The organism is Kitasatospora sp. NPDC127121 (assembly GCF_042677305.1).
Classification (GTDB): domain Bacteria; phylum Actinomycetota; class Actinomycetes; order Streptomycetales; family Streptomycetaceae; genus Kitasatospora.
The window spans coordinates 14,647-41,055 of record NZ_JBHXTQ010000037.1; the positions used below are offsets into that span (position 1 = coordinate 14,647).

The window sequence follows — 26,409 nt, forward strand, 5'->3', positions numbered from 1 at the left end:
GCCGGGTGTCGGACGGCCCCCACCCGGCTCCTCCTGCGGTTCCCTGCCCAGGTCCCTGCCCAGGTCCTCGCCGAGCTCCTTGCTCAGCTCCCTGCTGAGTTCCCCGCCGAGCTCCCCGTTCAGCTCCCCGCCGAGTCCTCCCGCAGTTCCTCGCCGAGTTCCTCCCGCAGCGAGCGCTGGAACGCCGTGACCAGTGCCTGCGCCACCATCGGCTGGATGTGGTCCGTCAGCGCCCTCATCAGGGCCAGCTCGTCCGGCGCCGGCTCGCTCTCCCGGTAGGGCCGCCACACCGTCTCCCGGAACAGCCGCTGCAACTCCCGGGCCGTCGCCCGGCTGTGCTCCAACACCACCGCCCGCGCGGCCAGCAGCGTCTCCAACGGGATCGGCACGTCCAGGATCCGCACCCCCAGCGGCAGCAGGCCCGGATCCACCCGGAACAGCTCCGGATCGGCCGTCCGCTCCAACGCCCCCATCGCGACCAGGCGTTCCACCTGCTCCTCCGACAGCCCCCGCCCGGCCCGCCGCTCCAACTGCGCCCGGCCCAGTTCCTCCGCCGCCTCGGGCGTCCAGGACGCCACCAGCGCCCGGTGGATCGCCAGGTCCAGCGGCGTGCTGTCCTCCGGCAGCCGGGCCAGGTACCGCTCGATCGCGGCCAACGTCAACCCCTGACGCTGCAACTCCTCGATCAGCTCCAGCCGGTCCAGGTGCGCCGCCCCGTACAGCCCGACCCGGCGCGGCCCCAACTCCGGTGGTGGCAGCAGGCCCTTCGTTCCGTAGAACCGCACCGTCCGGACCGTCACCCCGGCCCGCGCCGCCAGTTCGTCGACCGTCAGCCGCACCCCGCCCCCGTCTCCCACGGCCCCGAGCTCCCCCATCTGCCGCCTCCTGCACTGGCACACTTCCACTGTGACAGCAGCAGTGTGACAGTGCCCGTCCCCCTGGTCTACCGGATGCTCCACCGGCTGCTCCACCGGCGACGGTGGCCCGCCGCACACGTGAGTCCGCCCCCGCCGCTGGGGAGCGGCGGGGGCGGACTCGGGGTGCTGGTGCCTCTGGCCGGAGCCTGTTCTGGCCGGTGCTGCTTCTGGCCCGCGCTGCTTCTGGCCGGGGCCGGCTCTGGCCGGTGCTGCTTCTGTGCTGCGGCGCGACCGGTCTCGGCCTCCGGGGTGTGGGGCTACCGGGAGGCGGCGTCGGCCAGGTCGGCGTGGTGGCGGCGGGTGACCTCGGGGTGGGCCCGGGTGTAGCCCTTCCACTCGTTGAGACCGAACTCGGCGAACAGCGGGTTGTCCGGATCCGCGGTGGCGCCGGGGGCGTGCCGGGCGAACGGGAAGTCCAGCGGCTCGATGTGGGCGTCGAGGCGGGGGTTGTAGAAGAACGGGACGGAGAAGCGCTCGCGGGCGCCGACCGGGCTGACCACGCGGTGGTTGGTGGCCTTGAGGTAGCCGTCGGTGGCCACCTCCAGCAGTTCGCCGAGGTTGACGACGAAGGCGCCCGGCATCGGCGGGACCTCCAGGAAGGTGCCGTCCGGGCGCTCGACCTGGAGGCCGCCGACGGTGTCCTGGAGCAGCAGTGTGATGAAGCCGTAGTCCTTGTGGGCGCCGACGCCCTGGCCGGCGCCGTCCGGAGCGGTGCCGGGGTAGCGGACCAGCTTGAGCCGCAGGTGGGGGTGGCCGGCGAAGGCCTCGTCGTAGAAGTCGGGGCGGGCGCCGATCGCGGTGAGGAGCTCGTGCAGCAGCCGGCGGGCGGTGTCGCTGAGGTGGTCGATCCAGCCGAGCGCGGCGGTGCGCAGCTCGGGGAGCGCCGCGGGCCACTGGTTGGGGCCCTCCAGCCACCAGTACGGGGGCTCGCCGGTGCCGGGCACGTGCGGGGGCAGCTCGGCGCCGATGTCCAGCTGGTCGCGCCAGTCCTGGCTGCCGCCGGTGCGCTCGTCGCCGGTGCGGGTGTAGCCGCGGTAGTGGGGGGAGTTGAGGTTGCTCACGGCGAGCCGGTCGGCCTCGGGGAGGTCGAAGAAGGCGCGCATCGCGTCGGTGAGCGCGGCCGTCTCCTCCGGGGTGATGCCGTGGCCGACGAGCTGGAAGAACCCGACGTCGGTGGCTGCGGCACGGAGTTCGTCGTGCAGTCGGCGGCGGTCGTCCGGGCCGCCGTCGGCGAGCGAGAGGTCGATCACCGGGAGGGAGTCGGATATGGGGGTGTACTGCTGCGACATGTGTGACATCCGCTGGTCTCGTCCCGGCCTGTCCCGGTGATCGACCGGGGGATGGCCGGAGTGGCCGCCTGGTGCGGCGGGTGCTCCGGGAGCCGGGAGGTGGAGGCGGCCGGGTGGAGGCTGCCCTTGAGGGTGGGTGGCGCGAGGTTCAGCTGGAGCGTCGACAGGACATGCTTGTCACGCGGAGCAGGTCCACGTGGCGACGGCGAACAAGGATGAGCACGTCACCAGCGTAGATGACCTTGACCGGAGCGGGCGAGCCCCCTGCAGCGGAGGGCGGTCTCTCACTTGGCGGTGGCCCTTCAAGGGGTGGGAGGGGTGGAAAGCCTTGGTGCGTCGCCCCTCTCAGCCGTTGTTGAGGTAGGCCAGCACGGCCAGGACGCGGCGGTTGTCGTCGTCGGAGGGCTGGAGGTCGAGTCGGACGAAGATCGACGCGGTGTGCTTGGCGACGGCCCGCTCGGTGATCACCAACTGCTGGGCGATCGCCGCGTTGGAGCGCCCCTCGGCCATCAGCGCCAGCACCTGCCGCTCGCGCGGGGAGAGGGTGGAGACCGGGCCGGCCGAGGAGTTGTGGGTGAGCAGCCGGCTGATCACCTCCGGGTCCATCACGGTGCCGCCCCGGGAGACCCGCTGCACCGCGTCGATGAACTGGGCGCCGTCCAGCACCCGGTCCTTCAGCAGGTAGCCGATCCCGCCGGTGCTGCCGGCCAGCAGCTCGCGCGCGTACAACTGCTCCACGAACTGCGACAGCACCAGGACGGGCAGCCCTGGGTGCGCCTGGCGGGCGGCCAGCGCCGCCCGCAGCCCCTCGTCGGTGAAGCCGGGAGGCAGTCGGACGTCGACCACGGCGATGTCCGGCCGGTCGGCGGCCACCGCGGCGAGCAGTTCGTCGCCGGTCTCGACCGCCGCGGTGACCTCCATGCCGCTGGCCTCCAGCAGCCGGGTCAGGCCGTCCCGGAGGAGGAAGAGGTCTTCGGCGATGACAACGCGCACGGGATCTCCAGGTTCACAATGGTCGGGCCACCGGAGGGGCTGCTGATCGCGAGCACCCCGTCGAAGGCGGCCAGTCGGCGTTCGGTTCCGCTGAGGCCGGTCCCCCGGGACGGGTTGGCGCCACCGCGCCCGTCATCGGTGACCGATATCCGCAGCAGCCCGTCACTGTGCCCTATCTCGATCCACACGTGCGAGGCGCCGGCGTGTTTCACCACGTTGGCCAGCAGCTCGCTCACCGCGAAGTAGACGGCGGACTCCACCGGGGCGGGCGCCCGGCCGGGCAGCCCGCCGGTGAAGGTGACCGGCAGCGGGAGGTCCAGCGCGGTCGCCTCGACCGCGTCGGCCAGGCCGCGGTCGGCGAGCACCGGAGGATGGATGCCCCGGACCAGGTCGCGCAGCTCGCTCAGGGCCTTGACCGAGGACATCCGGGCCTCGACCAGCAGGGGTTGCAGGGCCTTCGGGTCGTCCTTCACCTGCTCGGCCACGGTCAGCAGCATGCCCAGGGCGACCAGCCGGGCCTGCGCCCCGTCGTGCAGGTCCCGCTCGATCCGGCGCAGCTCGGCCGCCCCGGCGTCGATGGTGTCCGCCCTGGTCCGGGCCAGATGACTGACCTGGCGGGCGAGTTCGCTCCGTCGGGACGGGCCGAGCAGGGCTCGGGCTGCCCGCTCGTGCACCCGCAGGAGCGGCGGCGCGGCCCACAGGGCGGCCAGCGGGGAGATGTAGAGCCCCATCATGTAGACGGGCCCCAGCGGGAGGAACGGCCCGTTCCGGCCGAGCACCTGGAGGGCGATCGGGGTCAGTACGACGATCACGGCGGTGATCGGGATGACGCAGCCGGAGACGAGCACCCAGAGGAGGTCCCGCCAGGTCGCCGGATCGGCCAACCAGCCGCCGGCGCGCATCCGCTGCCACGGCCCGGCGTCGACGCGGTGGTACGGCACCGGGATCGGCCGGCCGCTCCACCGGCCGACGATCCGCCGGTTCTCCGTCGCGATCCAGCGCGTGCCGAGCAGGCCGAGCACCAGCATCGCCGGTCCCAGGCAGAGCGATCCGGACCGACCGCCGGGCGGGGCGCCGCCGTAGAGATCGGTGGCCATCAGCGCGAGCGCGCCCGGCGCGAACAGGACGGCCCCGGCCGCCCGGCCGCCGCCCCCGGTGGCCCAGCAGAGCGCCCAGAGGGCGACCGGCGTCAGCGGCACCAGCAGGATCAGCGGCCCGCCCGGACCGTGGGCGAACGGCTCGGCGTCGTCGGGGCCGAGCAGGGCGGCGGCCAGCAGGACCGGCCCGGCCAGCAGCGCCATCAGCCCCGTGACGGCCAACGTGACCATGTAGAGCGCCCGCACGCCGGCCACGACGGCACCCTCCAGCTGCGCGACGGCCCTGGACACTGCGCTCGTCCTCATCCCGCGCCTCCCCTCCGGTCGGTGGCCCCGCGGCCCCGGTTGATCATCCGGCGTCAGTCTGCCGCGCCGTGACGTGCAGCGCTCTAGGTCTGCGCCCCCAATCCGGGGTGTACCTGGATACACCCCCGAGAGGCCGTCCAGACGGCTGTCCGTGCCCCGCCCCGAATTCGTAGCGTCATGTCCCGTCAGCCGGGCCGGACTTCCGGTGCCGGATCTCGAATCGTGGAGGGCCCGTGAACGCGCCGATCATCCGGATCCGCGGCGTCAGCAAGACGTACGACCGATCCGACGCCGCCCACCCCGCGCTGGCCGGGCTCGACCTGGAGGTCCGGGCCGGCGAGGCGCTGGCCGTGCTCGGCCGCTCGGGCAGCGGCAAGTCCACCCTGCTGAACCTGGTCGCCGGCCTCGACCGCCCGAGCGAGGGCACCGTCGAGGTGGACGGCGTGGCCGTCCACGAGCTCGGCGAGGCCGCCCTGGCCGAGTACCGGCGGAAGCGGATCGGCATGGTGTTCCAGTTCTTCAACCTGCTGGACGACCTGAACGTCGAGGACAACGTGCTGCTCCCGGCCCAGCTCGCCGGGATGCGGCGGGAGCAGGCCCGGGCCCGGGCCGGCGAGCTGCTGGAGCGGCTCGGGGTGGCCCGGCACGCCAAGGCCTTCCCCGGTCGGCTCTCCGGCGGCGAGCGCCAACGCGTCGCGGTGGCGAGGGCCTTGATGAACCGCCCGCCGCTGCTGCTCGCCGACGAGCCGACCGGGGCGCTGGACACCGCCTCGGCCGCCGACGTCCGCGACCTGCTCCGGGGGCTCAACGCGGAGGGCCAGACGATCCTGCTGGTCACCCACGACACCGCGCTCGCCGAGGCCTGCGCCGACCGGACCATCGAGCTGCTCGACGGCCGGCTGGTCCGGGACACCGCGGCCGTGCCGGCCCCCGGCGGTGTGCGATGAGCGAGCGCTGTGCGATGAGCGAGTGGTGGGGGTGCCCCCGGCCGGAGGCCGGGGGCGAGCGGATCACAGGAGGGCGCGTGCGGGCGAACGCCCCCGCCGGGCGAAGGGAGGCGGGCGCATGAGCGTACTGGGCAAGGTGGTTCGCGCCGGGGTCGGCCGCAAGCGGGTGCAGACCCTGGTCATGGTGCTCACCACGATGGCGGCCGTGACGGCGTGCATCCTCGCCACGGGCCTGCTGGTCGCCTCCCAGGGCCCGTACCAGCGCACCTTCGCCGACCAGCGCGGCGCGCACCTCAACGTGCTGTACGACCCGGCCAGGGCGAGCCCCGCCCAACTCGCCGCGACCGCGCACGCCCCCGGCGTGACGGCCTCGGCCGGCCCCTACCCGGCGCTCACCGTCCAGCCGCGCGCCGGCGACGAGCTCCGGATCCCGCCGGCCGGCAGCCTGCTCCCGCCGGTGACGCTGGTCGGCCGGGCGAAGGACGGCCCGCTGGACGGCCTGCGGATCACCATGGGCCGCTGGCTCGCCGGCCCCGGCGAGGTGGTGTTCCTGGACGGCCACTCGCCGCTGGGCGTCGGCGACAGCATGCAGTTCCCCGGTCTCCCCGGGCACCCGACCCTCAAGGTCGTCGGCCTGGCCGCCTCCCCCTCCTGGAGCGCGGACGGCTGGATCGCCCCCGAACAGGTCGCCGGGCTCACCGCGCCCGGTGCGGCGCCCGCCGCCCAGTACCTCTACCGCTTCGCCCACGCCGACACCGACGCCGAGGTGGAGGCCGACCGCGCGGCGCTCGCCGCCGCGGTGCCGGGCGGCGCCCTCGCCAGGGCCACCTCGTACCGGCCGGCCCAGACGGAGGCCAACCGGACGGCCGCGACCTTCGTCCCGTTCGTGACGGCCTTCGGGGTGCTCGGCCTGGCCATGTCGGTGCTGATCATCGGCGTCGTGGTCAGTGGCGCCGTCAGCGCTGCCACCCGGCGGATCGGCATCCTCAAATCGCTCGGCTTCACCCCGTCCCAGGTGGCGCGCGCCTACGTCGGCCAGGCACTGATCCCGGCCGGGGTCGGCACGGCGCTCGGCGTGCTCGGCGGGAACCTGCTGTCCGTACCCGTCCTCGGGGTGGCGCACAAGGCCCTGCGCGGCGGCCTGCTCGGCATCCCGCTCTGGGTGGACGTCGCCGTTTCGGCGGTGGCCCTGGCAGCCGTGGCGGGCACCGCCCTGGTGCCCGCGCTGCGGGCCGGCCGGCTGCGCACGGTGGAGGCGCTCGCGGTCGGCCGGACGGCGCCGGGCGCCCGGCGGGCAGCCTCCCGCGGCGGCCCGGGCCGGGCGAGGGCTTCCGGTCAGGCCGGCGCGTCGGGTCGGGTCGACACGTCGGGCCCGGCCGGGGCGTCGGGCCCGGTCGCCAGGGTCCAGCAGTTCATCGGCCGCCTACCGGTGCCGCGCGCCCTGAGCCTCGGGCTGGCGACCCCGCTCACCCGGCCGGGCCGCTCGGCGACCACGGCCGCCGCGGTGGTGCTCGGCACGGCCGGAGTCACCCTGTGCGTCGGCCTGACGCTCTCGCTCGGCTCCTTCCAGGACGGCCTCCAGGCCGGGCGCTCCGGAAAGGTCGTGGTCCAGACCCCGATCGAGAGCTCGACGAAGGCCCCCGACCACGTGGACGAGGCCGCCGCGGCCAGGGCGATCGCCGACCGCCCCGGCACCCGGGCCTGGTACAGCACCGCTCCGACGCCGGTCGCCGTGGCCGGGAACACCGGGCGCACCGCGGTGATCGCCTTCACCGGGGACGCCTCCTGGGGCGGCTACCAGCTGATCTCCGGCCGGTGGTTCCAGGGCCCCGGTGAGGTGGTCGTCGCCACCGCCTTCCTGCGCGCCAACCAGGTGCGCGTCGGCGACACCGTCACCCTCACCGACCACGGGCGCAGCACCCCGGTGCGGATCAGCGGCGAGGTCCTGACCACCAACGACCAGGTGTTCGTCGACCGGGCCGCACTGGCCCCGCTCGGCACCGCCGTCCAGGCCGACACGGTCGCCTTCCAGATCGACCTCACCCCGGGCACGGACGCGCAGGCGTACGCGGACGGGCTCGACGACGCCGTCCGGCCGCTGGGCCTGAGCGCCGAAGCGGGCCGGCAGCAGATCAGCATCGTGATGCTGGCCATGAACACCCTCGCCGGGACGCTCACCCTGCTGCTGGCCGTGGTGGCCGGCCTGGGCGTGCTCAACACGGTGCTGCTGGACACCCGGGAGCGGGTGCACGACCTCGGGGTGCTCAAGGCGCTGGGCATGTCGCCCCGGCAGACGGTCGGCATGGTGCTCACCTCGGTCTGCGGCAGCGGGCTGGTGGCCGGGCTGATCGGGGTCCCGATCGGGATCCTGCTACACCACCAGGTGATGCCGGCGATGGCCCGCGCCGCCGGGGTCGGGGTGCCGGAGGCGGACCTCACCGTGTTCCACCCCTCGGTGGTGGGGCCGCTGATACTCGGCGGCCTGGTGCTGGCGCTGCTCGGCGCCCTCCTCCCCGCCGCCTGGACCGCCCGCACCCGGACGGTCACGGCGCTGCGCACCGAGTGACGGCGGGGCGAGGCGGGGCGGGCCCTCCCTGCCACCCCGACCGGGGCGGCAGAGAGGCCGGGCCCTGCCGCCCCGCCCCGCCGGTGGCTCAGGCCAGCCGCGCCTCCGCGTACGCCTCCATGGCGGCCCGCTGGTACGCGGCCAGGCCCGGGGTGATGGCCTCGTACGCGGCGCTCCACTGGGCGTTCTCCGTGCAGGAGCGCGCGATCGCGCGGAACTCCTCGACGGAGACCGTCCGGAGGGCGGTGAGCGCCAGGTACTCGGCGTCGATGTGGCTCTGCACGGGCTCGGCGTCCGCCGGGTGGCCGGCCGCCAGCAGTTCCGCCAGGCGGATCATCCGCGCCGTCCGCTCGCGCTGTCCGGCCTCGACGTCGGCCTGGCTCATCGCGGCGGTGGCGCGCCGCGCCGCCTCGGCGTGCTCGGGGAAGTCCCGCAGGCTCTCCTCGACGTCGCCGGGCTCGATGCCCTCGAACAGGTTCTCCGGGCGGTTGATGCTGGTCATGGATGTGCCGTCCTTTCGGGAACGTTCCAGGTCGGCGATCGTGCGGGAGACGGTGGCGGCCAGGGTGTCCAGCCGGTCGCGCTCGGCGAGCAGCCGGTGCCGGTGGTCCCGCAGGGCCTCCAGCTCGTCCACCTGGTCGCCCAGGATCCGGGCGATCCCGGTCAGCCCGACCCCCAGCGCCCGTAGCACGAGGATCTGTTGCAGCTGGAGCAACTGCCGCTCCTCGTAGTAGCGGTGGCCGTTCGAGCCGATCCAGGCCGGGGGCAGCAGGCCGATCTCGTCGTAGTGCCGCAGGGTCCGGGCGGTCACGCCCGACATCCGGACGACTTCCGCGATCGGCCAAGCCGTTGCCATGCGCCGTCTCCCTCGTTCACGTTCGCTTGGACCAGGGCCGGTTCCTCCGGCCCTGGTCACGACGGTAGAAGCTGCCGCTGCGGCAGCTTCAAGCCCCGAGACCGTCCCGGGACCGGAACCAGTGGAGGGACTGCCCGTGCGGTCCGGTGAAGGCCACCGGCCGCTCGTCCAGGGCGAGCGCGAACAGCCCGGATCCGGCGGGCGCCGGGCGGGGGAGGCGCCGCTCGACGGCCGGCAGCACCGAGACGGCCTCGTTGGAGATCCAGTGCCCGGGCAGGCCGCGCATGGTCACCGCGAACTCCTCGCGCGCCTCCGGGGACAGGTAGGCGAGCACCGCGCTGTGGAACACCACCGGCGTGGCACCGGCAGGCACCTGCGCCACCAACTCCCGTACCGTCGCGTTGAGATCGCCGCGCACCAGGTGCGGCGGCTCGGTCCGGGCGACCTGGACGGCGCCGCGCAGCCGCTCCAGCCGGTGGGCCTGCTCGGGCCAGACCAGCGACTCCAGCCAGCGCACGTCCCCCTCGTCCCGGACGTCCAGCGGGTTGAGGTCGATCCCGGCGCGCCACACCACCTCGGGCAGCCGCTCCCGCAGCGACGCCGGCAGCGGTACCGGCCCGCGCACCGCGCACTCCAGCGTCACCGGGCTCTCCTGGGCACCGAACTCGACTGCCGGGTCGCCCGCTTCGCGCACTTCGCCCACGTCGCGCACTTCGCCCACGTCGCGCACTTCGCCCACGTCGCGCACTTCGCCCACGTCAACCGTGTACCGGTACCGGTACCGGTCGGGGTAGAGGCAGAGCCCCGCCGAGGCCCCCACCTCGATCAGCGCGAGCGGCTGCGGCAGCGCCGACAGCAGCGGCAGCAGGGTGGCGCACCGGCCGGCCTCGTTGGTCTGCGTCCGCCGTCGCAGCATCGTCGCCGCGACCTCGTCCCAGTGCGCCGATACCCAGGTGCGGAAGGCCGGATAGCCGGCCGTCACCGGTCCGCCGAGGTGGCGGACCGAACCGAACAGCAGATTCGGCTGCCGCTTCGCGACCGGCAGCCCGTCCAGCAGGGCGCACAACTCCTCGTCCCCGGCGACGCGTTCGGCGAGGTCCTGGTAGCTCGCCGAGTTGCCGCGGGCCTCCCGCTCCGCGAAGGCCCGGTAGAGGTCCCCGGTAGCACTGTCCACGTTCCGTACTTCCTTTCTCTTCAGCTCTCTTCGACTCTCTTCAGCGAATTGGCGCAGCCTTGTCCGTGCCTTGTCCGTGTCCTGTCCGTGCCTTTGCCGTCCGCTGTACGGGCGCTAACCCGGCCCCCGCGAGAGTGAGATCGCACCGCCACCGCCCGGAGGCGGCCGGGCCGGTGGTACTACGGCTGCGCCGCCGCCCGCAGCGCGGAGACCAGCGCGCCGAGCACCGGCTGCCCCCAGGCGCCCTCGCGTACTGCGGCGTGCAGTGCACGGACCGGCTCCGGGCCGCGGAGCCGACGCACGGTGACGCCCGGGTGGCGCTGGGCGAGTCCCAGGGCGGGGACCAGGGCGACGCCCAGTCCGGCCGCGACGAAGCCCTGCGCCGTCGCGTAGTCGGCGCTGTCCACCGCGATGGACGGCCCGAACCCGGCCGCGTCGCAGGCCCCCCGGACGACCTCCCGGCACGGGCCGGGCGGCTCGGCCCCCACCCAGGGCTCGTCCGCGAGCTCGGCGAGGTCCAGGACGCGCTTCGCGGCGAGCCGGTGGCCCCTGGGCAGCACCGCCCGGTACGGGTCGTCGCGCAGGTGGACCAGCCGCAGGCCGGGGTGCGCGGCGCCGTCGGACCGGACCACCACCGCGAGGTCGGCCCGGCCGTCCAGCACCTCGGTGAGCGGGTCCTCCGGGTCGGTCATGCCGAGGTCGAGCCGTACGCCCGGGTGTGTTCGGCGGAACGCGGCCACCGCCGGGGCCACCAACGCGGCGCCGGCTGTGGCGAAGTAGCGCACGGTCAGGCTGCCGCTGCGCCCGGCCCGCAGGTCGGCCAGCGCCGCGCCGGCCTCCGCGACCTGCCGCTCGATGACGGCGGCGTGCCCGGCGAGCAGCAGTCCGGCGGCGGTCGGCCGCACGCCGCGCCCGACGCGTTCCAGCAGGGCCGTCCCGGTCTCCCGCTCCAGCACCGCCACCTGCTGGCTGACGGCGGACGGGGTGTAGCCGAGCGCGCCGGCCGCCGCGCTCACCGAGCCGTGGTCGACCACGGCCCGCAGGACCTGCATCCGTCGGACGTCGAGTACCTCAGTCATGTAGCTCAGCTTAAAGGTGGTGAAGAACATTTCGCTTGTGCTACCGGGTCCCGTCGCGGGACCGTCGTCGAACACCCCGACACCCCCCTGGCACCCGACACCGCCCCCGGGCACCCGACCCCGACACACCCGACCCCGACACACCCGACCCCGACACACCCGACACCGTCACCTCGACAGAAGGAGCACCGCCCGTGCTGCGGATGGCCGTTCTCGCCCTGTTCTGGGGCTCGGGCTTCCTCTGGATCCGGCTCGCGCTCCAGCACGGGCTCACCCCCGTGCAGATCACCGTGCTCCGCTCGGTCCTCGGCGCCGCCGTCCTGCTGCTGCTCGCCCGTTCCGCCCGGCAGCGCCTGCCGCGCGGCGCCGCCATCTGGCGCCGGCTCACGTTGGCGGCGCTGCTCTGCAACGCGCTGCCGTTCCTGCTGACCGCGTACGGCGAGCGCGGCGTCGGTTCCGGCCTGGCCGGGGTGCTGCACGCGACCACCCCGCTCTGGTCCCTGCTGGTCGGTCTCGTGCTCGGCACCGAACGGGCCCTCGGCACCGAACGCGCCCGCGGCCCGCTGCGGTTGGGCGGTCTGGTGCTCGGCTTCGCGGGCGTGCTGCTGATCTTCTCCCCGTGGCGGGACGGCGGCGGCCTCCCGGTCCTGCCGGCGCTCGCCCTGCTCGGCGCGGCGGCCAGTTACGCGATCGCCTTCGCCTACATGGCCCGTGCCCTCACCGGCACGGGAACGGGCCCGTTGGCGCTCTCCGCCGCCCAGCTCACGGCCGCGGCCGGGCTGAGCACGCTCGCGCTCCCGGTCAGCGGCTCGCTCGACCCGGTCGCGGGCGCCGATCCGCTGGGACTCGTCGCCGTCGCCGTTCTCGGCGTCGCCTGCACCGGGCTCACCTTCCACCTCAACTACCGTCTCATCGCCACGGAAGGCCCCACGAGTGCGGCGACCGTCGGCTATCTGCTGCCGGTGGTCTCCACGGCGCTCGGCGCGCTCGTCCTCGGCGAGGAGCTGACGATCCGGACCGTCGCCGGAATGATCGTCGTACTCGCCGGTGTTTTTCTGACGAAACATCACCGGGCCCAGGCCCCCGCCCTCATGCCGACCCCCACCGCTTCACGCGACTGAACGGACCATGCACCCCCACTCCCTCTGGCGAACCGCCGACTTCCGCACCCTCTTCGCCGCGACCGCCCTCGCCCAACTCGGCACCAACGTCGGCTACGTCGCCGTCCCGCTGATCGCCGTCAAGGCGCTCGACGCGGGCCCGGGGCAGGTCGGCGTCCTCGCCACCCTGAGCACCCTCGCCTTCCTGCTCATCGGCCTGCCCGCCGGCGCCTGGGTGGACCGGATGCGCCACCGCCGCGTGCTGATCGTCGCCGACCTGGTGAAGGCCGCGTTGTACGCCTCGATCCCGCTCACCTGGTGGCTGGGCGGGCTCACCCTCTGGCAGCTGTACGCGGTCGCGCTGCTCACCGGCTGCGCGACGGTCTTCTTCGACGTCGGCTCGCAGAGCGTGCTGCCCCGGTTGGTCGGCCGCGGGCACCTGGTGCAGGCGAACGCCGCCGTCGTCGGCCTGATGGCGGTCGGCAACGTCGCCGGGCGCGGCGCGGGCGGCCTGCTGGTCCAACTGCTCACCGCGCCGTTCGCGATCGTCGCGACCGCGCTCAGCCACCTCGGCTCGGCGCTTCGCCTGATCGGGCTGCGCCGCACCCCCGCCCCCACCCCCGAGCCGATCGCCGACGAGGGCGGGGGCGGGGGCGGCGGCGATCGGTCCGGGGGAGGCGGGCTCGGAGCACAGATCGCCGAGGGGCTGCGGCACGTCCTCGGCAACCGGGAACTACGCGCGCTCGCTCTCACCGGGGCCCTCACCAACCTGGGCTTCCAACTCGTCAACACCCTGCTACCGGTGCTGTTCGTGCGGGAACTGGGCCTTCCCGCCGGGGCGTTGGGCCTGTTCTGGGCGGTCGGCGGGGTCGGCACCCTGCTCGGCTCGCGAGGCGCCCGCCCGATCGCCGCCCGACTCGGCTACGGACGCACGCTCGGCCTGGCCGGCGTCTGCGTGGCGCCCGCCGGGCTGCTGGTGCCGCTGATCGGGCACGGCCCCTGGCTGTTCGCGGCGGGGGCGGGCTGGCTGCTGGTCTCGCTCAAGACCGGGATGGACAACGTCCTCGGGGTGAGCCTGCGCCAGCGGATGACCCCGGACGCGCTCCTCGGCCGGATGAACGCCACCTTCCGCTTCCTGCTCACCGGCGCGCTCGCGATCGGCTCCGCGCTGTCCGGGCTGCTCGGCGAACTCGTCGGCCTGCGGGCCACCCTCTGGTTCGGCGGAGCCGTCCTCGCGGTGGCCTTCCTGCCGGTCTTCCTCTCCCCGATCCGCACCCGCCGCCGGCTCCCCGACGCCGAAGCCGACGCCGAAGCCGAAGCCTCCGAAGGCCCCGTCCCCACCCAGCTCCCCGCGCAGCCCCGACAGGCCTGAAGGCCTACCAGCCCGGCCCGTGCCCCGGCTGCCAGTCCAGCCCCAGGTGCGGGCGCGGGCGGTGGATCCGCAGCAGCGCGGTCACCGACCAGACGACCAGGGTCAGCAGGGCGTAGAACAGCAGCAGCGCCCAGAACGGCGTGGTGGACATGCTCCCGTCCTCGAACCGGCACCACGCGTCCGGCGGCAGCCAGGACGCGCCCGTCTCCAGCAGCCGTCCGCCGCCGGGCACGAGGCCCTGCTCGCAGCGCTCGCCGAAGTCCAGTGACCGCACGTACAGCAGCCCGTACAGCGAGCCCGCCGCCGCGAGGGACAGGACGGCGCCGAAGGTGAGCAGCACCGCCCGCCGTCGCCCGGTCGCCGTACGGATGTTCGTCACCGGGGCAGCGTACCGGCGCACTGTCCGGGGCGCCGCCGGGATCACCCGAGCAGGCCGCCCATGTGCGCGTCCTCGGCGAGCAGCCGCCACGAGCACCCGGGCGAGGCGAACGCCTCCGGGTCGACGGCCTCCACGAGCCGGTCCACCACGGTGCTCAGCAGCGACTGCGGGTCGAACACCGCCCAGGTGTCCCGGCCCCGCCCGCAGTCCCAGCGTTCCCACTCGGCGCGCAGCCGCTCGTACGTCCACAGCGCGTACAGCAGGGCGGACAGGTCGCGGTTGAGGTAGGCCTCCGGCTGGCCGTCGTCGTACCAGTCCGGCAGTTCCAGGCGGCCGGTGACGCCGTCCAGGGCGATCGTCAGATCGGTCGGCCAGTCCCCGAGCGCCAGGAACTCCCGCTGGTACGGGCGCTCCTCCTCGCCGTCGAAGTACTCCGGGTACGCCTCCGCCATCGTGACCAGCGGCTCCTCGCAGACCCCGAACATCGCCCCGCCCAGCGGCAGTCCGATCTCGGTCAGCAGCCGCCGGGTCGGCTCGTGCACCAGCCCGGCGGGCAGCTCCTGCGCCCGGTAGCGGTGCACCAGGCCCGCGCCGCCCTCCTCGCCCGTCAGCGCGGCGAGCTCCGCCACCAGCTCCGGGCCGACCTCGTACGCCGGACCGCCCGGACCGCCGGGCAGCGCGCCCCAGCCCAGCGTCCGCACGAGCAGTGCCGTGCCCCAGTGCGCGGGCGGCGTCGCGGACCGTTCGAACAGCCCGGGGTCGATCTCCCGCATCCGCCGTTCGGCCCCGGCCGTCACCTCGGCGACCACCGCGGGGCCGCGCCGCCCGTTCAGCGCGTCCGCCCGCCGGGCCGCCTCGGCGACCGCCTCCACCTCCCGCACCAATCCGGCCAGCGTGGGCAGACCGGAGGCCAGCAGGTCCCGCCGCGGGCCCGGTTCGCCGAGGAACACCTCGCCGGTCGTTCCGTCGAGCAGCACCAGGCCGCCGGCCGCGGCGAACGGCGCGCAGTACTCCGTCTCGCCCAGGACGAACAGCCGCTTCGCCTCCGGCAGTGCCGCCAACGCCCCGTCGCCGAGCACCCCGAAGTCCAGGAACGCCCCCGAGAGCGGCAGCCCCTCCCGGATCAGGAACTCCCGGCTCCCCGGGTGCACCACCCCACTCGGCAATCCGTCCGCCGCGACCCGCGCACACCCCACGTCCCCCACGTCCCCCGCCTTCCACCGCCCCGACCCTTGACCCCCAGACCCTAGCCGCCTCATCCGACACCAGCGCGGACAAGCCACCGCAAGCCACTGCAAGCCACCGCAGGGCTCCAGCCTGTACCGGGCGGGTCAGACGAGCCCGCCGGCCTCCCGGGCGGCCCGCTCCACGCGGGCGTGGTGGGCCTGCCACCAGGCCGCGTCGCCGGGGGCGGTGTTGATCCCGTCGGGGCGCTGGCCGGTGGTGCCGTCGACGATTTCGCGGAGGAGGTCGGCGTGGCCGGCGTGGCGGTGGGTCTCGGCGATCATGTGGACGAGGATCCGGTGCAGGGTCTGCTCGGCCCGCCGGCCGAACGGTATCCGGCCGATCGCGTCCAGCGGCAGCGCCTTGATGGTGGCGTCGGTGTGCGCCCAGACCCGGCGGTAGCGCCCGGTGATCTCTTCCGTCGTCTCGTCCGCCCGTGCCCACAGGTCGGCGTTCGGCTCGGTGTCGCCGGTGAACCACAGCGGCGTCGGTTCGGGGAACGGCCGCCCGAAGGTGTCGCCGAAGTACATCGCCTCGGCCCCGGTGACGTGCTTGACCAGCCCCAGCAGGTTGGTTCCGGTCGGGGTCAGCGGGCGCCGGAGGTCGTACTCGGAGAGGCCGTCGAGCTTCCACAGCAGGACGTCGCGGGCGTCCTGGAGGTAGATCCGGAGGTCGGTCTTGGGGTCGGTTGCCGTCATGGCATCAGTCTGTTGATCGCGTCGGACCTGTCCATCGATTTCCGTGCACCCAGGGGCCGGCAAGGGGGAGCTGCGGAGTGTGACGGGCGGGGCGGGGAGGGTGTGGACTTGAATCTTTACGAACGAATGTTCGATCCTGGGGTTGTGTCCGTTTTCGAACCTGCTTTCGATTCCATCGCCGAGCGACCGACGCTCCGGCCGGTGGCGCCGGCCGCCGTGCCGGCGGACGGGCAGGCCGGGCAGGACAAGCAGGACGGGCAGGCCGGGCGGGGCGTGCTGCCGGTGGTGCCGGCGCTGCGGGAGGTGCTGCCGGACGGCGGGCTGCGGCGGGGGACGGCGGTGTCGGTGGCGGGCGGGGACACCGGGCTACTGCTGGCGCTGGCGGCCGGGGTGAAGGAGACCGAGGGCGGCTGGGCGGCGGCCGTCGGGCTGCCGGATCTGGGGCTGGCCGCGGCCGAGGGGTACGGGCTGGACCTGCGGCGGCTGCTGGTCGCGGACGACCCGGGGCCGCACTGGGCCGAGGTGGTGTCGGTGCTGGCCGGCGCGGTCGAACTGGTCATGCTGCGCCCGGACGGCCCGGTGCCGCCGAAGCTGGCCACCCGGCTGGCGGCGGTGCTGCGGCGCAGCGGCTGCGTGCTGCTGGTGGCCGGGCCGTGGCCGGGGGCGGCCCTGCGGCTGGGGGTGCGGTCCGGGCGCTGGTTCGGACTGGGGGACGGTTACGGGCAGCTCGCCGGGCGGCAGGTGGAGGTGGTGGCCGAGGGGCGCGGTTCGGCGGTGCGCGGGCGGACCGCCCGGCTCTGGCTGCCGGACGAGCACGGCGCGGTACGGCCGGTCCTGGACCGGCCGGCCCTGGCGCGCCCCGTCCTGGAGCGTCCCGTTCCGGGGCGGCCCGGGGTCGTCGAGCAGCCGCTCGAACGGGTAGCGGTGGTGTGAGCGATGGCGGACGACAGGACACCGCGGGTGCTGGTGGTCTGGTGCCCGGACTGGCCGGTGGCGGCCGTCACCGGCGACGACCCGGTGGCGGTGACCGAGGGCGGGCGGATCCTCGCCTGCTCGGCGGGTGCCCGGGCGGCCGGGGTGCGGCAGGGGCAGCGGCTCAAGCTGGCCCAGCGGCTCTGCCCGGCGCTGGAGCTGCGCGACCGCGACCCGGAGGCGGAGACCGGCCGCTTCGAGCCGGTGGTCGCGGCGGTGGAGGCGTTCACGCCCCGGGTGGAGGTGGTCCGCCCGGGCCTGTGCGCGATCCCGGTGAAGGGGCCGGGCCGCTACTTCGGCGGCGAGGAGGCGCTGGCGGCCAAGGTCCGGACGGCGGTGGCGGACGCGTTGGCCCGGGAGCCGGTCCCGGACGCCGCCCCCGGCGCGGTCGCCGTGCCCGCCACGCCCACCACCCCCACCGCGACGGAGCACCCCCCGCCCCCGCCCGCCCAGGTCGGCGTCGCCGACGGCCTGTTCGCCGCCGTGCTCGCCGCCCGCGCCGGAGTGCTGGTTCCGGCCGGGCGGACGGCGGAGTTCCTCGCGCCGTACCCGGTGGGCGTGCTCGGCGACGAGGCGCTGGCGGAGGTGCTGGGGCGGCTCGGCCTGCCGACCGTCGGGGCGTTCGCCGCGCTGCCGCCCGAGGCGGTCGCGGACCGCTTCGGCCCGGCGGGGGCGGTGGCGCACCGGCTGGCCCGGGGCTTGCAGCCGCGCCCGCTGGTGCCGCGCGACCAGGAGCCGGACCTCGCCGTCGAGCAGCGCTTCGACCCGCCCGAGCCGCTGGCGGAGCCGTTGGTGTTCGTCGCCCGCACGCTGGCCGAGCAGCTGCACCAGCGGCTGGCCGGGGCCGGGCTGACCTGCCGCCGGGTGGCCGTCGAGGTGGCCTGCGCGGACGGGCGGACGGCCTCGCGGCTGTGGCGGCACGAGGGCGGGCTGTCGGCGACGGCGCTGGCCGAGCGGGTCCGCTGGCAACTCCAGGCCTGGCAGGGCGCGGGCACGTTCGCCGCGTCCGGGGAGGCGTCCGGGGAGGCGCCCGACGTCGGGTTCGCCCTGCTCCGGTTGGCCCCCGACGGCCTCTCCCCGGACCAGGGGCGCCAGTTGGCGCTGTGGGGCCAGGCGGTCGCGGACGACCGGGTGGAGCGCGCGGTGGCCCGGGTGCAGGCGGTGCTCGGGCATGCCGGGCTGCGCCGGATCGAGCCGGCCGGCGGGCGCGGTCCGGGCGAGCAGGCGGTCAAGGTGCCGTGGGGCGAACCGTACGAGGCGGCGGGGCCGGCCGGCGCGCCCTGGCCCGGGCGGCTGCCGGACGTGTGGCCGGCGGTGGTGCTGCGGGAGCCGGTGCCGGTGCGGGTGCTGGACGAGGCCGGGCTGCCGGTCACGGTGGACGGCCGGGTGGGGGTGTCGGCCCGCCCGGCCCTGGTGGTGTTCCACGATGGCCCGTCGGGCAGGGAGGGGCAGGGGCGACAGGAGCGGGTGGACGGCTGGACCGGCCCCTGGCCGGCGGTCGAGTACTGGTGGGACCAGTCGCTCGCCCGCCGCCGGGCCCGGTTCCAGGTCGTGCTGGGCGGTGGCCGGGCGCTGCTGCTCACGGTGGAGGGGGGTGCGTGGTACCTGGAGGCCGGCTACGACTGACGGCCACCGGCCCGAGGGGGGATCCGAGGGGGGGAGAGGTGACGAACCGCGAGAACGAAGGCGACCCCCGATGGGCTTCACCAGCCACCCCACCCTCCCCTGGAGCGAGCTGCACCGCCGCCTGACCGGCGCCGCGCCGGACCGTACGGTCGTCCCCCTGCGCCGCCCCGCCCAGGAGGAGCCCGCCCCCGGAGCCCCCGGAGTCCCCGGAGCCCCCGGCGACGGCAGCGAGCCCTGGGCCGAACTGCACGTCCACTCCGCCTTCAGCTTCCTGGACGGCGCCAGCGACCCGGAGGACCTGGTCGCCGAGGCGGCCCGGCTGGGCGTGGAGACGCTGGCGATCACCGACCACGACGGCCTGTACGGCGCGGTCCGGCTGGCCGAGGCGGCCCGGGGGACGGGCGTGGCCACCGCGTTCGGCGCCGAACTGACGATCCGTCACGACAGCTCAGAGGTGGAACACTTGCTGGTCCTGGCCCGCGACCCGGCCGGCTACCGCAGGCTGTCCGCCGCGATCGCCGCCGCCCAGCTGGCCGGCGGCGCGAAGGGCCGCCCGGCGTACGACCTTGCGGCGCTGGCCGGGGCGCACGGCGGCCACTGGGCGGTGCTCACCGGCTGCCGCCTCGGCCGCGTCCCGGCAAAGCTGGATGACGGCACGGCCGGGCACCAACTCCACACCCTGACCGAGGCGTTCGGCCGCGACAACGTCCACGTGGAGCTGATCGACCAGTGGCTTCCCGGCGACGACCGGCGCAATGACGCCCTCGCCGCGCTCGCCGCCGAGCAGGGCCTCCCGGTGGTCGCCTCCACCAACGCCCACCACGCCGGCCCGGCCCAGGGCCGGCTGGCGCAGAGCCTGGCCGCGCTGCACGGGCGCCGCACCCTCCAGGACGCGGTCGGCTGGACGCGGGCCGCGGGCACCGCGCACCTGCGCTCCGGCCGGGAGATGGCCGCCCGGCTGGCCCGCTTCCCGGGGGTGCGGCGGGCGACCGCCGAACTCGGCCGTTCCTGCGCCTTCGACTTCACCAGGCTGGACCCGGAGCTCCCGGGCTTCCCCGTCCCGGAGGGCGAGAGCGAGATCAGCCACCTGCGCGCCCTGGTCGCCACCGGGGGCCCGGCCCGCTTCGGGCCCGGCAACGCGGCCGCCCGGCGCCAGCTCGCCCTGGAGCTGGACGTCATCGAGGACCTCGACCTGGCCGGTTACTTCCTGATCGTGCACGACATCGTCGACTTCTGCCGGAGCCAGGACATCTGGTGCCAGGGCCGCGGCTCGGCCGCCAACTCGGCGGTCTGCTACGCCCTGGGGATCACCGCCGTCGACCCGGTCCACTACAAGCTGCTGTTCGAACGCTTTCTGTCCACCGCCCGGGCCGGGCCGCCCGACATCGACCTGGACATCGAGAACCGCCGCCGCGAGGAGGTCATCCAGTACGTCTACCGCCGCTACGGCCGCGAGCACGCCGCGCAGGTCGCCAACGTGATCACCTACCGGCCGCGGCTGGCGATCCGCGACGCGGCCAGGGTGCTCGGCTATCCGCAGGGCCAGGTGGACGCGTTCAGCCGGCAGACCGACTTCCGCTCCGCACCCGGTGCGGACGCCGTGATCCCCGCCGACGTGCTCTCGCTCGCCGCCCAACTCCACGGCCTGCCGCGCCACCTGGGCATCCACTCGGGCGGCATGGTGCTCACCAGGGAGCCGATCGGCGAGATCTGCCCGACCGAGTGGGCCCGGATGCCCGGGCGTTCGGTGCTGCAGTGGGACAAGGAGTCCACCGCCGGCGCCGGGCTGGTGAAGATCGACCTGCTCGGCCTCGGCATGCTCGCCGCGCTGCACGACGCCTGCGACCTGGTCGCCGAGCACCACGGCCTGCGCTACGACCTGGCCACCATCCCGGACGGCGACGCGGGCGTGTACGCGATGCTGCGCCGGGCGGACACCGTCGGCGTGTTCCAGGTCGAGTCGCGGGCCCAGATGGCGACGCTGCCCCGGCTCAAGCCGGACCACTTCTACGACCTGGTGGTCGAGGTCGCGCTGATCCGGCCCGGCCCGATCCAGGGCGGCTCCGTCCACCCGTACCTGCGCCGCCGGGCGGGCGCCGAACCGGCCGGCTGCCCGCACCCGCTGATGGAGAACGCGCTCGGCAAGACCCTCGGGGTGCCGCTGTTCCAGGAGCAGATGATGCAACTCGCCATCGACTGCGCCGGGTTCACGCCCGCCGAGGCGGACCGGCTGCGGCAGGCGATGGGCGCCAAGCGCTCGCACGAGCGGGTCGCCCGGCTGCGCGAGCGGCTGCTCGGCGGGATGGCCGAGCGCGGCATCCCCGAGGAGGTCGCCGAGGACGTCTACGGCAAGATCGAGGCGTTCTCCAACTACGGCTTCCCGGAGAGCCATGCGATCAGCTTCGCCTACCTGGTGTACGCCAGCGCCTGGCTCAAGTACCACTTCCCGGCGGCCTTCACCTGCGCCCTGCTGGCCAACCAGCCGATGGGCTTCTACTCGCCGCTGAGCCTGGTCGCGGACGCCCGGCGGCACGGCGTGCGGGTGCGCGGGGTGGACGTCAACGCCAGCGCGCCGCGCCCCACCCTGGAGCCGCACCGGGGGGCGACGCCGGAGCCGCCGCTGACCGCGGGCCGCCCGCAGCCGGCGATCCGGCTGGGCCTGGAGACGGTGCGCGGCATCGGCGCCCCGCAGGCCGCGGCGATCGCGGCCGGGCAACCGTACGCCGACCTGGAGGACTTCGCGCGCCGCACCGGTCTGCCCGCGCCGGCGCTGGAGGCGCTGGCGACGGCGGGCGCCTTCGACTGCTTCGAATTGACGAGGCGTCAGGCGCTGTGGACGGCAGGGGCGTTCGCCGGGATCTCGGCCGCACTGATCCCGGGGACCACGCCCGGGACGGAGGCGCCGCCGCTGCCCGGCATGAGCCCGGTCGAGGAGACCATCGCCGACCTGTGGGCCACCGGAACCTCCGCCACCAGCCACCCGCTCCAGCACCTGCGCGCCCGCCTGGAGCGCGGCGGCGCCCTGTCCGCCGCCGAACTCCCCGACGCGGCGCCGGGATCGGAGGTGGTGGTCGGCGGCCTGGTCACCCACCGGCAGCGGCCGCCGACGGCCGGCGGGGTGCTCTTCCTCAGCCTGGAGGACGAGACCGGCCTGATCAACGTGGTCTGCAACCGCCCGGTCTGGGAGTCCCGGCGCCGCACCGCCCTCGACCGGGCCGGCCTGCTGGTCCACGGCCGCATCGAGCGCGACCGCGGCGCCACCAACCTGATCGCCACCCGGCTCACCCCGCTGCGGATCGGACTCTGAGCGGGGTGAGCCGAGGGCGGGACCCTGGACCGCCCTCCACCCCAGGGGATGTGACGATCAGTCAGCTCGGGCGGGCGTCCGCCCCTTGCCCGGGGCGCCGGCGAAGACCTGGGCGATGGGGAGCCAGGCGGTCGCGGTGGGGCCGGTGGCGGTGAGGGCGAGGTCGTCGCGGTGGCGGCGCTGCGTCACCAGGAGGCAGAAGTCCAGGGCCGGGCCGGTCACCCGGTCCGTGGCGCCGTCCGGTCCGAAGGTCCACAGGCCGCCGTCGGGCGCGGTCAGTTCGAGCCGGACGGGCGATTCGGGGGCGGGCAGCCCGTGCAGGGTGAACGCGAAGCCGAGGGTGCGCAGCCCCAGGTGGGCGATGTGCCGCAGCCGGGCGGTGGGCTCGCGGGCGGCGCCGAGCGCGTCGGCGACGTCCTGGCCGTGCGCCCAGGTCTCCATCAGTCGGGCGGTGGCCATCGAGGCGGGCTTCATCGGCGGGCCGAACCACGGCAGCCGGGTGCCGGCCGGGGTGGCGGCCAGTGCGGCCGACACCTCCTCCCGGCCGGCGCGCCAGCGGGCGAGCAGGTCCGCGGGTGCGGCGGCCGCGCCGCTCGCCGCGCCCTCGTTCACCGGGTCGACGCCGGCGGCCGGCAGCGTGCCGAAGCGCTCGTCGAGGGTGGCGGCGAAGCCGTCCGCGTCGCGCGCGGCCAGCGCCGTCCAGTCGTCGGTCCAGGCCAGGTGGGCGATCTGGTGCGCGATCGTCCAGCCCTCGGCGGGCGTCGGGCGCGCCCAGCCGGCCGGGTCCAGTCCGGCCACCAGGGCGTCCAGCGCCGCGCTCTCGGCCCGCAGGTCGTCCAGCAGCGCGGCCAGGACGTCCGCCGCGGGCGTCGTCGGGGTGTTCGGGTCCGTCATCGGTTTCCCTCCTTCCGGGTCCGGCGCACTACCCGCCGGTACGTCACGGCCGCACCCTACGCCCGGCCCGGCCGCCGTGCCCGCCACTGCGTCGAAGACGCGGGGAGCACCCATGTCAGCACTCTCGCCAGCGGCCGTGCCGCGTGTGACAATCTCGCGATGACAAGGGCGAAGACGGGCCCCGGGGCCGCGGACACCCTCACCACCCCGGCGCACTCGGACGATCCCGGGCTCGCCGCCCGCGCCGCCGAGTTGGTGCGGGACGCCGTGCTCGGCGACCTCGCGCGGCGGGTGGTGGCCGAGTGCGGGGCCGACGTCGGACTGGTCGGCGTGCCGCAGCCGCCGGCCGGGCCCCGGGGGCGCGACGCGGGCATGGTGCTGCGCCACTGGGCCGGCACCCGGGCCGACCTGCTGCACGACCGGGCCGTCCCGACCGGCACCGGCCTGGGCGGGCGGGCGCTGGCCGAGCGGGCGCCCAGCTGGGTGCCCGACTACCGTGCCGCCACCACGATCTCGCACGACCACGACGCCGCCGTCAGCGCCGAGGACCTGTACGCGATGCTCACCGTGCCGCTGCTGCACGGCGACACCGTGTACGGCGTGGTGTACGCGTCGCTGCGTGCCGTCGTCCCGTTCGGGGACGTGCGGATCGCCGCCGTCGGCGAACTGGCCGCGACGGCGACCCGGGCCCTGGCCGGGGCGGCCGCCTGGCGGTCCGCGCCGCCCCGACGGGCCGCCCCCGTACGGCCGTTGACCCCGCGCGAGCACGAGGTGCTGCGCTGGGCGGCGACCGGCCGGACCAATCCGGAGATCGCCGCCCGGCTGGGCCTCACCTGCAACACCGTGACGGGCTACCTGAAGTCCGCGATGCACAAGCTCGGCGTCCGCAACCGGACCGAACTCGCCCTGGCGGCACGCGAGTCCGGCCTGATCGACCGGTGAACATGCCTGGTCGACCGGTGAACGTGCCTGGTCGGGGCCAGTGGGTGCGCCTCAGCCGACCTGCCGCTCCCGCCCCGTCCAGTACGGCTCGCGCAGCCGGAACTTCTGCAGCTTCCCGGTGGCGGTCCGCGGCAGGGCCGCCCGGAACTCCACCGAGGTGGGCGACTTGTAGCCGGCCAGCCGCTGCTTGCAGTGAGCGATCAACTCGGCCTCGGTGACGGGCCCCTGGCCCTCCCGGAGGACCACCAGCGCCTTGACGGTCTCGCCCCACTTCTCGTGCGGCACTCCGATCACCGCGGCTTCGGCGACCGCCGGGTGGCCGTACAGGCAGTCCTCCACCTCGATCGAGGAGACGTTCTCCCCGCCGCTGATGATGACGTCCTTCTTCCGGTCCGAGATGGTCAGTTGGCCGTCCTGGCCGAGGACGCCGCCGTCGCCGGTGTGGAACCAGCCGTCCCGCAGGGCGTCCGCGGTGGCCGCGGGCTGCTGCCAGTAGCCGTCCAGCACGGTGTTGGAGCGCACCAGGATCTCGCCGGAGGCGTCGACCCGCAGCCGGGTGCCGAGCGCCGGGGCGCCCGCCTGCACCAGCTTCTCGGCCCGTTCGGCGGCGGGCAGGGCGTCCCACTCGGCGCGCGAGCGGTTGACCGTGACCACCGGGGAGGTCTCGGTCAGGCCGTAGAGCTGCATGAACTCCCAGCCCAGCTCGGACTCGACCTGCTGCACCACCGAGGTCGGCGGCGGCGCGCCGGCCACCACGATCCGCACCCGGTCCCGGCCTGGCACCGGGCCGTCCCACTCGGCGGCCGCGTCCAGCACCATCTGGACCACGGCGGGCGCGCCGCTGAGAAAGGTCACCCCGTGCCGCTCGACCCGGCGCAGGATCTCCGCGCCGTCGACCTTGCGCAGCACGATGTGCCGGGCGCCGAGCCCGGTGAGGGCGAACGGCAGGCCCCAGCCGTTGGCGTGGAACATCGGCAGGGTGTGCAGGTAGACGTCCCGGTCGCCGGCGCCGTAGTGCAGGCCCATCAGTACCGCGTTCAGCCAGATGTTGCGGTGGGTGAGCTGAACGCCCTTGGGGCGGGCGGTGGTTCCGCTGGTGTAGTTGATCGTGGCGGTGTCGTTCTCGGCGATCTCGTACCGCCGGGGGGAGTTGTCGAAGTCGTGGAGCAGCGCGTCGCTGTCCGCGCCGAGCACGAACTTGTGCTTGGCCGTCACCCCGCCCAGCGCGTCGGCGAGTTCGGGGTCGACCAGCAGGACGGACGCGCCGCTCTGCTCGACGATGTACGCCACCTCCTCGGCCTTCAGCCGGAAGTTCACCGGGACCAGCACCCGCCCGTACCCGCTCACCCCGAACAGGGAGGTCAGCAGCCGGGCCGAGTTGTGCGACACGACGGCGACCCGCTCGCCCGGCCCGACGCCCAGCCGGTCCAGCCCGGCCGCTTGCGCCCGGGCCAGTTCGGCGACCCGGCGGTAGCTCAGCTCGCCCCAGGATTCGGCCGGCTGCACCGGCTCGTCGACGATGCCGACCCGGTCGCCGTAGACCAGCTCGGCCCGGTCGAGGAAGTCCATCACGGAGAGTGGAATCTGCATGCGCCCACTGTCCTCTCCCACCCGCCCGCCGGACACCCCCGATCGGGGGTGTCGCCTGTGGGAGCAGAGTGGAAGGAGCGGATTCCGTTTGCTGAGCCCGTCGCGAACAGACGGGCGACCGATGCGGCGGGCCGGCCGGCCACCTGCTAGGAAGATCGCAGCGAACGGCCATGCACCCACGGGGAGAAGCACCATGAGCGACCGACGACCAGGCACCCGCTACGAGGCCGGGGGACTGCGGTGACCGCCCCCGTCACCGCGCACCCGAGGGCCGCGGGCCTGCTGCTGCGCCCCTTCGAGGACGCGGACGCGCCGGCCCTGATCGAGGCGTACCGGGACGAGACGCTGCGCCGCTTCACCCGCACCCCGGTGGGGAACGCCGAGGAGGCCGCGCACTGGCTCGGGCTGCAGTACCGGGGCCGGGCGGAGGGCCGCCGGTACAGCTTCGCGGTGCTGGAGCCCGGCACGGGCGAACTGCTCGGCAACGTCGCGCTCAAGCGCGGCACCCCGGGCGGGGAGGCGGCCGAGGTGGGCTACTGGACGGCGGCCGCGGCCCGCGGCCGGGGGGTGGCCCCGCGCGCGGTGGTGGCGCTCACCGCCTGGGCCTTCGAGGTGCTCGCCGACGACGGCCTGGTCCGGATCGACCTGCTGCACCAGGTGGACAACGTGGCCTCCTGCCGGGTCGCGGAGAAGAGCGGCTACGCCTTCCAGGAGGTGCTGACGGCCTTGCCGCCGGAGTTCCCGTTGGACGGTCACCGGCACTCCAGGAAACGGCTGGACGGGGCCGAACGCGGCAGGTCAGAGTAGCCGGATGGGATCTCTGGTACGACATGTGACGATCGACTGCGCCGACCCGCACGGCCTCGCGCAGTTCTGGGCCCAGGCGCTGGACGGCACCCTGGGCGACCCCGAGGGTAACGAATTGTGCGTCGAGCGCAGCCAGGCCGAGCGCATCGCCACCGGCAACGCCTGAGCCAACGTTTGGGCCACCGCCTGGGCCACCGCCTGGGCCACCGCCTGAACGACCGGCCGCCGAGTCCACGAGGACTTGGCGGCCGGTCGGTTCGCCCCGCCTGGCGCA

At 75.1% G+C, this 26,409-nt stretch carries 22 protein-coding genes; 10 read left to right on the plus strand and 12 right to left on the minus strand.

Annotation, left to right across the window (positions count from 1 at the left end):
- Nucleotides 1-119: 119 nt before the first annotated feature.
- The 4 genes from ACFVHI_RS19645 to ACFVHI_RS19660 form a co-directional block, all read right to left on the minus strand.
- Complete coding sequence (locus tag ACFVHI_RS19645; protein WP_063347004.1) at nucleotides 120-875, minus strand: MerR family transcriptional regulator; 756 nt, start codon at nucleotides 873-875, stop codon at nucleotides 120-122.
- Nucleotides 876-1,174: 299 nt separating this feature from the next.
- On the minus strand, nucleotides 1,175-2,206 hold the full coding sequence (locus ACFVHI_RS19650) for an isopenicillin N synthase family dioxygenase (RefSeq protein WP_380341059.1): 1,032 nt from the start codon (nucleotides 2,204-2,206) through the stop codon (nucleotides 1,175-1,177).
- 345 nt (nucleotides 2,207-2,551) lie between these two features.
- Nucleotides 2,552-3,199, minus strand: a complete 648-nt coding sequence (locus ACFVHI_RS19655; protein ID WP_063347002.1) for a response regulator transcription factor — start codon at nucleotides 3,197-3,199, stop codon at nucleotides 2,552-2,554.
- Nucleotides 3,151-4,602: a sensor domain-containing protein gene (locus ACFVHI_RS19660; RefSeq protein WP_380341063.1), complete on the minus strand. Its 1,452-nt coding sequence runs from the start codon at nucleotides 4,600-4,602 to the stop codon at nucleotides 3,151-3,153. Before ACFVHI_RS19660 ends, ACFVHI_RS19655 begins: the two co-directional genes overlap by 49 nt.
- Nucleotides 4,603-4,835: 233 nt before the next feature.
- Between ACFVHI_RS19660 and ACFVHI_RS19665 the strand changes: the two genes are divergently transcribed.
- The gene (locus tag ACFVHI_RS19665; RefSeq protein WP_244293320.1) at nucleotides 4,836-5,549 is read left to right on the plus strand and encodes an ABC transporter ATP-binding protein; all 714 of its coding nucleotides are present in this window, start codon (nucleotides 4,836-4,838) and stop codon (nucleotides 5,547-5,549) included.
- Nucleotides 5,550-5,667: 118 nt separating this feature from the next.
- Nucleotides 5,668-8,115, plus strand: coding sequence for an ABC transporter permease (locus tag ACFVHI_RS19670; protein ID WP_380341067.1), 2,448 nt, complete (start codon nucleotides 5,668-5,670; stop codon nucleotides 8,113-8,115).
- An 88-nt stretch (nucleotides 8,116-8,203) separates the two neighbouring features.
- Here ACFVHI_RS19670 and ACFVHI_RS19675 read toward each other — a convergent pair whose 3' ends face one another.
- The 3 genes from ACFVHI_RS19675 to ACFVHI_RS19685 all read right to left on the minus strand — a co-directional run bounded on the left by ACFVHI_RS19675 (nucleotide 8,204) and on the right by ACFVHI_RS19685 (nucleotide 11,197).
- Entirely contained in the window at nucleotides 8,204-8,971 is a 768-nt protein-coding gene (locus tag ACFVHI_RS19675; protein WP_063346998.1) for a MerR family transcriptional regulator, read from the minus strand.
- Nucleotides 8,972-9,059: 88 nt separating this feature from the next.
- A complete protein-coding gene (locus tag ACFVHI_RS19680) occupies nucleotides 9,060-10,145 on the minus strand; it encodes a DUF2332 domain-containing protein (protein WP_380341071.1) in 1,086 nt (361 codons plus the stop codon).
- 179 nt (nucleotides 10,146-10,324) lie between these two features.
- Nucleotides 10,325-11,197, minus strand: coding sequence for a LysR family transcriptional regulator (locus tag ACFVHI_RS19685; RefSeq protein WP_063351000.1), 873 nt, complete (start codon nucleotides 11,195-11,197; stop codon nucleotides 10,325-10,327).
- A 230-nt stretch (nucleotides 11,198-11,427) separates the two neighbouring features.
- On the opposite strand from ACFVHI_RS19685, the gene ACFVHI_RS19690 reads away from it, so the two are divergent.
- Complete coding sequence (locus tag ACFVHI_RS19690) at nucleotides 11,428-12,345, plus strand: DMT family transporter (protein WP_380341155.1); 918 nt, start codon at nucleotides 11,428-11,430, stop codon at nucleotides 12,343-12,345.
- 7 nt (nucleotides 12,346-12,352) lie between these two features.
- Nucleotides 12,353-13,696, plus strand: a complete 1,344-nt coding sequence (locus ACFVHI_RS19695; RefSeq protein WP_380341074.1) for an MFS transporter — start codon at nucleotides 12,353-12,355, stop codon at nucleotides 13,694-13,696.
- Between the two features lie 4 nt (nucleotides 13,697-13,700).
- Here the strand turns inward: ACFVHI_RS19695 and ACFVHI_RS19700 are convergent, their stop codons facing one another.
- The 3 genes from ACFVHI_RS19700 to ACFVHI_RS19710 form a co-directional block, all read right to left on the minus strand.
- Nucleotides 13,701-14,075 (minus strand): hypothetical protein, encoded by a 375-nt coding sequence (locus ACFVHI_RS19700; RefSeq protein ID WP_159398386.1) that lies wholly within the window; start codon nucleotides 14,073-14,075, stop codon nucleotides 13,701-13,703.
- A gap of 41 nt (nucleotides 14,076-14,116) precedes the next feature.
- Nucleotides 14,117-15,334, minus strand: coding sequence for an SUKH-4 family immunity protein (locus ACFVHI_RS19705; RefSeq protein ID WP_380341077.1), 1,218 nt, complete (start codon nucleotides 15,332-15,334; stop codon nucleotides 14,117-14,119).
- Nucleotides 15,335-15,406: 72 nt separating this feature from the next.
- Nucleotides 15,407-15,997: a DinB family protein gene (locus ACFVHI_RS19710; RefSeq protein WP_380341079.1), complete on the minus strand. Its 591-nt coding sequence runs from the start codon at nucleotides 15,995-15,997 to the stop codon at nucleotides 15,407-15,409.
- A gap of 201 nt (nucleotides 15,998-16,198) precedes the next feature.
- On the opposite strand from ACFVHI_RS19710, the gene ACFVHI_RS19715 reads away from it, so the two are divergent.
- The 3 genes from ACFVHI_RS19715 (at nucleotide 16,199) to ACFVHI_RS19725 (ending at nucleotide 21,902) form a co-directional block, all read left to right on the plus strand.
- Nucleotides 16,199-16,930: a hypothetical protein gene (locus ACFVHI_RS19715; RefSeq protein ID WP_380341080.1), complete on the plus strand. Its 732-nt coding sequence runs from the start codon at nucleotides 16,199-16,201 to the stop codon at nucleotides 16,928-16,930.
- A gap of 3 nt (nucleotides 16,931-16,933) precedes the next feature.
- Nucleotides 16,934-18,595 carry a DNA polymerase Y family protein gene (locus ACFVHI_RS19720; protein WP_380341082.1) on the plus strand — a complete coding sequence of 554 codons (1,662 nt, stop codon included), beginning with the start codon at nucleotides 16,934-16,936 and terminating at the stop codon, nucleotides 18,593-18,595.
- 70 nt (nucleotides 18,596-18,665) lie between these two features.
- The gene (locus ACFVHI_RS19725) at nucleotides 18,666-21,902 is read left to right on the plus strand and encodes an error-prone DNA polymerase (protein ID WP_380341085.1); all 3,237 of its coding nucleotides are present in this window, start codon (nucleotides 18,666-18,668) and stop codon (nucleotides 21,900-21,902) included.
- 57 nt (nucleotides 21,903-21,959) lie between these two features.
- Here ACFVHI_RS19725 and ACFVHI_RS19730 read toward each other — a convergent pair whose 3' ends face one another.
- A complete protein-coding gene (locus ACFVHI_RS19730; RefSeq protein WP_380341087.1) occupies nucleotides 21,960-22,796 on the minus strand; it encodes a TIGR03084 family metal-binding protein in 837 nt (278 codons plus the stop codon).
- A 159-nt stretch (nucleotides 22,797-22,955) separates the two neighbouring features.
- On the opposite strand from ACFVHI_RS19730, the gene ACFVHI_RS19735 reads away from it, so the two are divergent.
- Nucleotides 22,956-23,738, plus strand: a complete 783-nt coding sequence (locus ACFVHI_RS19735) for a LuxR C-terminal-related transcriptional regulator (protein ID WP_380341090.1) — start codon at nucleotides 22,956-22,958, stop codon at nucleotides 23,736-23,738.
- A 51-nt stretch (nucleotides 23,739-23,789) separates the two neighbouring features.
- On the opposite strand, the gene ACFVHI_RS19740 is transcribed toward ACFVHI_RS19735, so the two are convergent.
- The gene (locus tag ACFVHI_RS19740) at nucleotides 23,790-25,328 is read right to left on the minus strand and encodes an AMP-binding protein (protein ID WP_380341093.1); all 1,539 of its coding nucleotides are present in this window, start codon (nucleotides 25,326-25,328) and stop codon (nucleotides 23,790-23,792) included.
- A gap of 240 nt (nucleotides 25,329-25,568) precedes the next feature.
- On the opposite strand from ACFVHI_RS19740, the gene ACFVHI_RS19745 reads away from it, so the two are divergent.
- Both ACFVHI_RS19745 and ACFVHI_RS19750 read left to right on the plus strand, forming a co-directional pair.
- Entirely contained in the window at nucleotides 25,569-26,135 is a 567-nt protein-coding gene (locus tag ACFVHI_RS19745) for a GNAT family N-acetyltransferase (RefSeq protein WP_380341096.1), read from the plus strand.
- A 25-nt stretch (nucleotides 26,136-26,160) separates the two neighbouring features.
- Nucleotides 26,161-26,301 (plus strand): hypothetical protein, encoded by a 141-nt coding sequence (locus ACFVHI_RS19750; protein WP_380341099.1) that lies wholly within the window; start codon nucleotides 26,161-26,163, stop codon nucleotides 26,299-26,301.
- Nucleotides 26,302-26,409 lie beyond the last annotated feature (108 nt).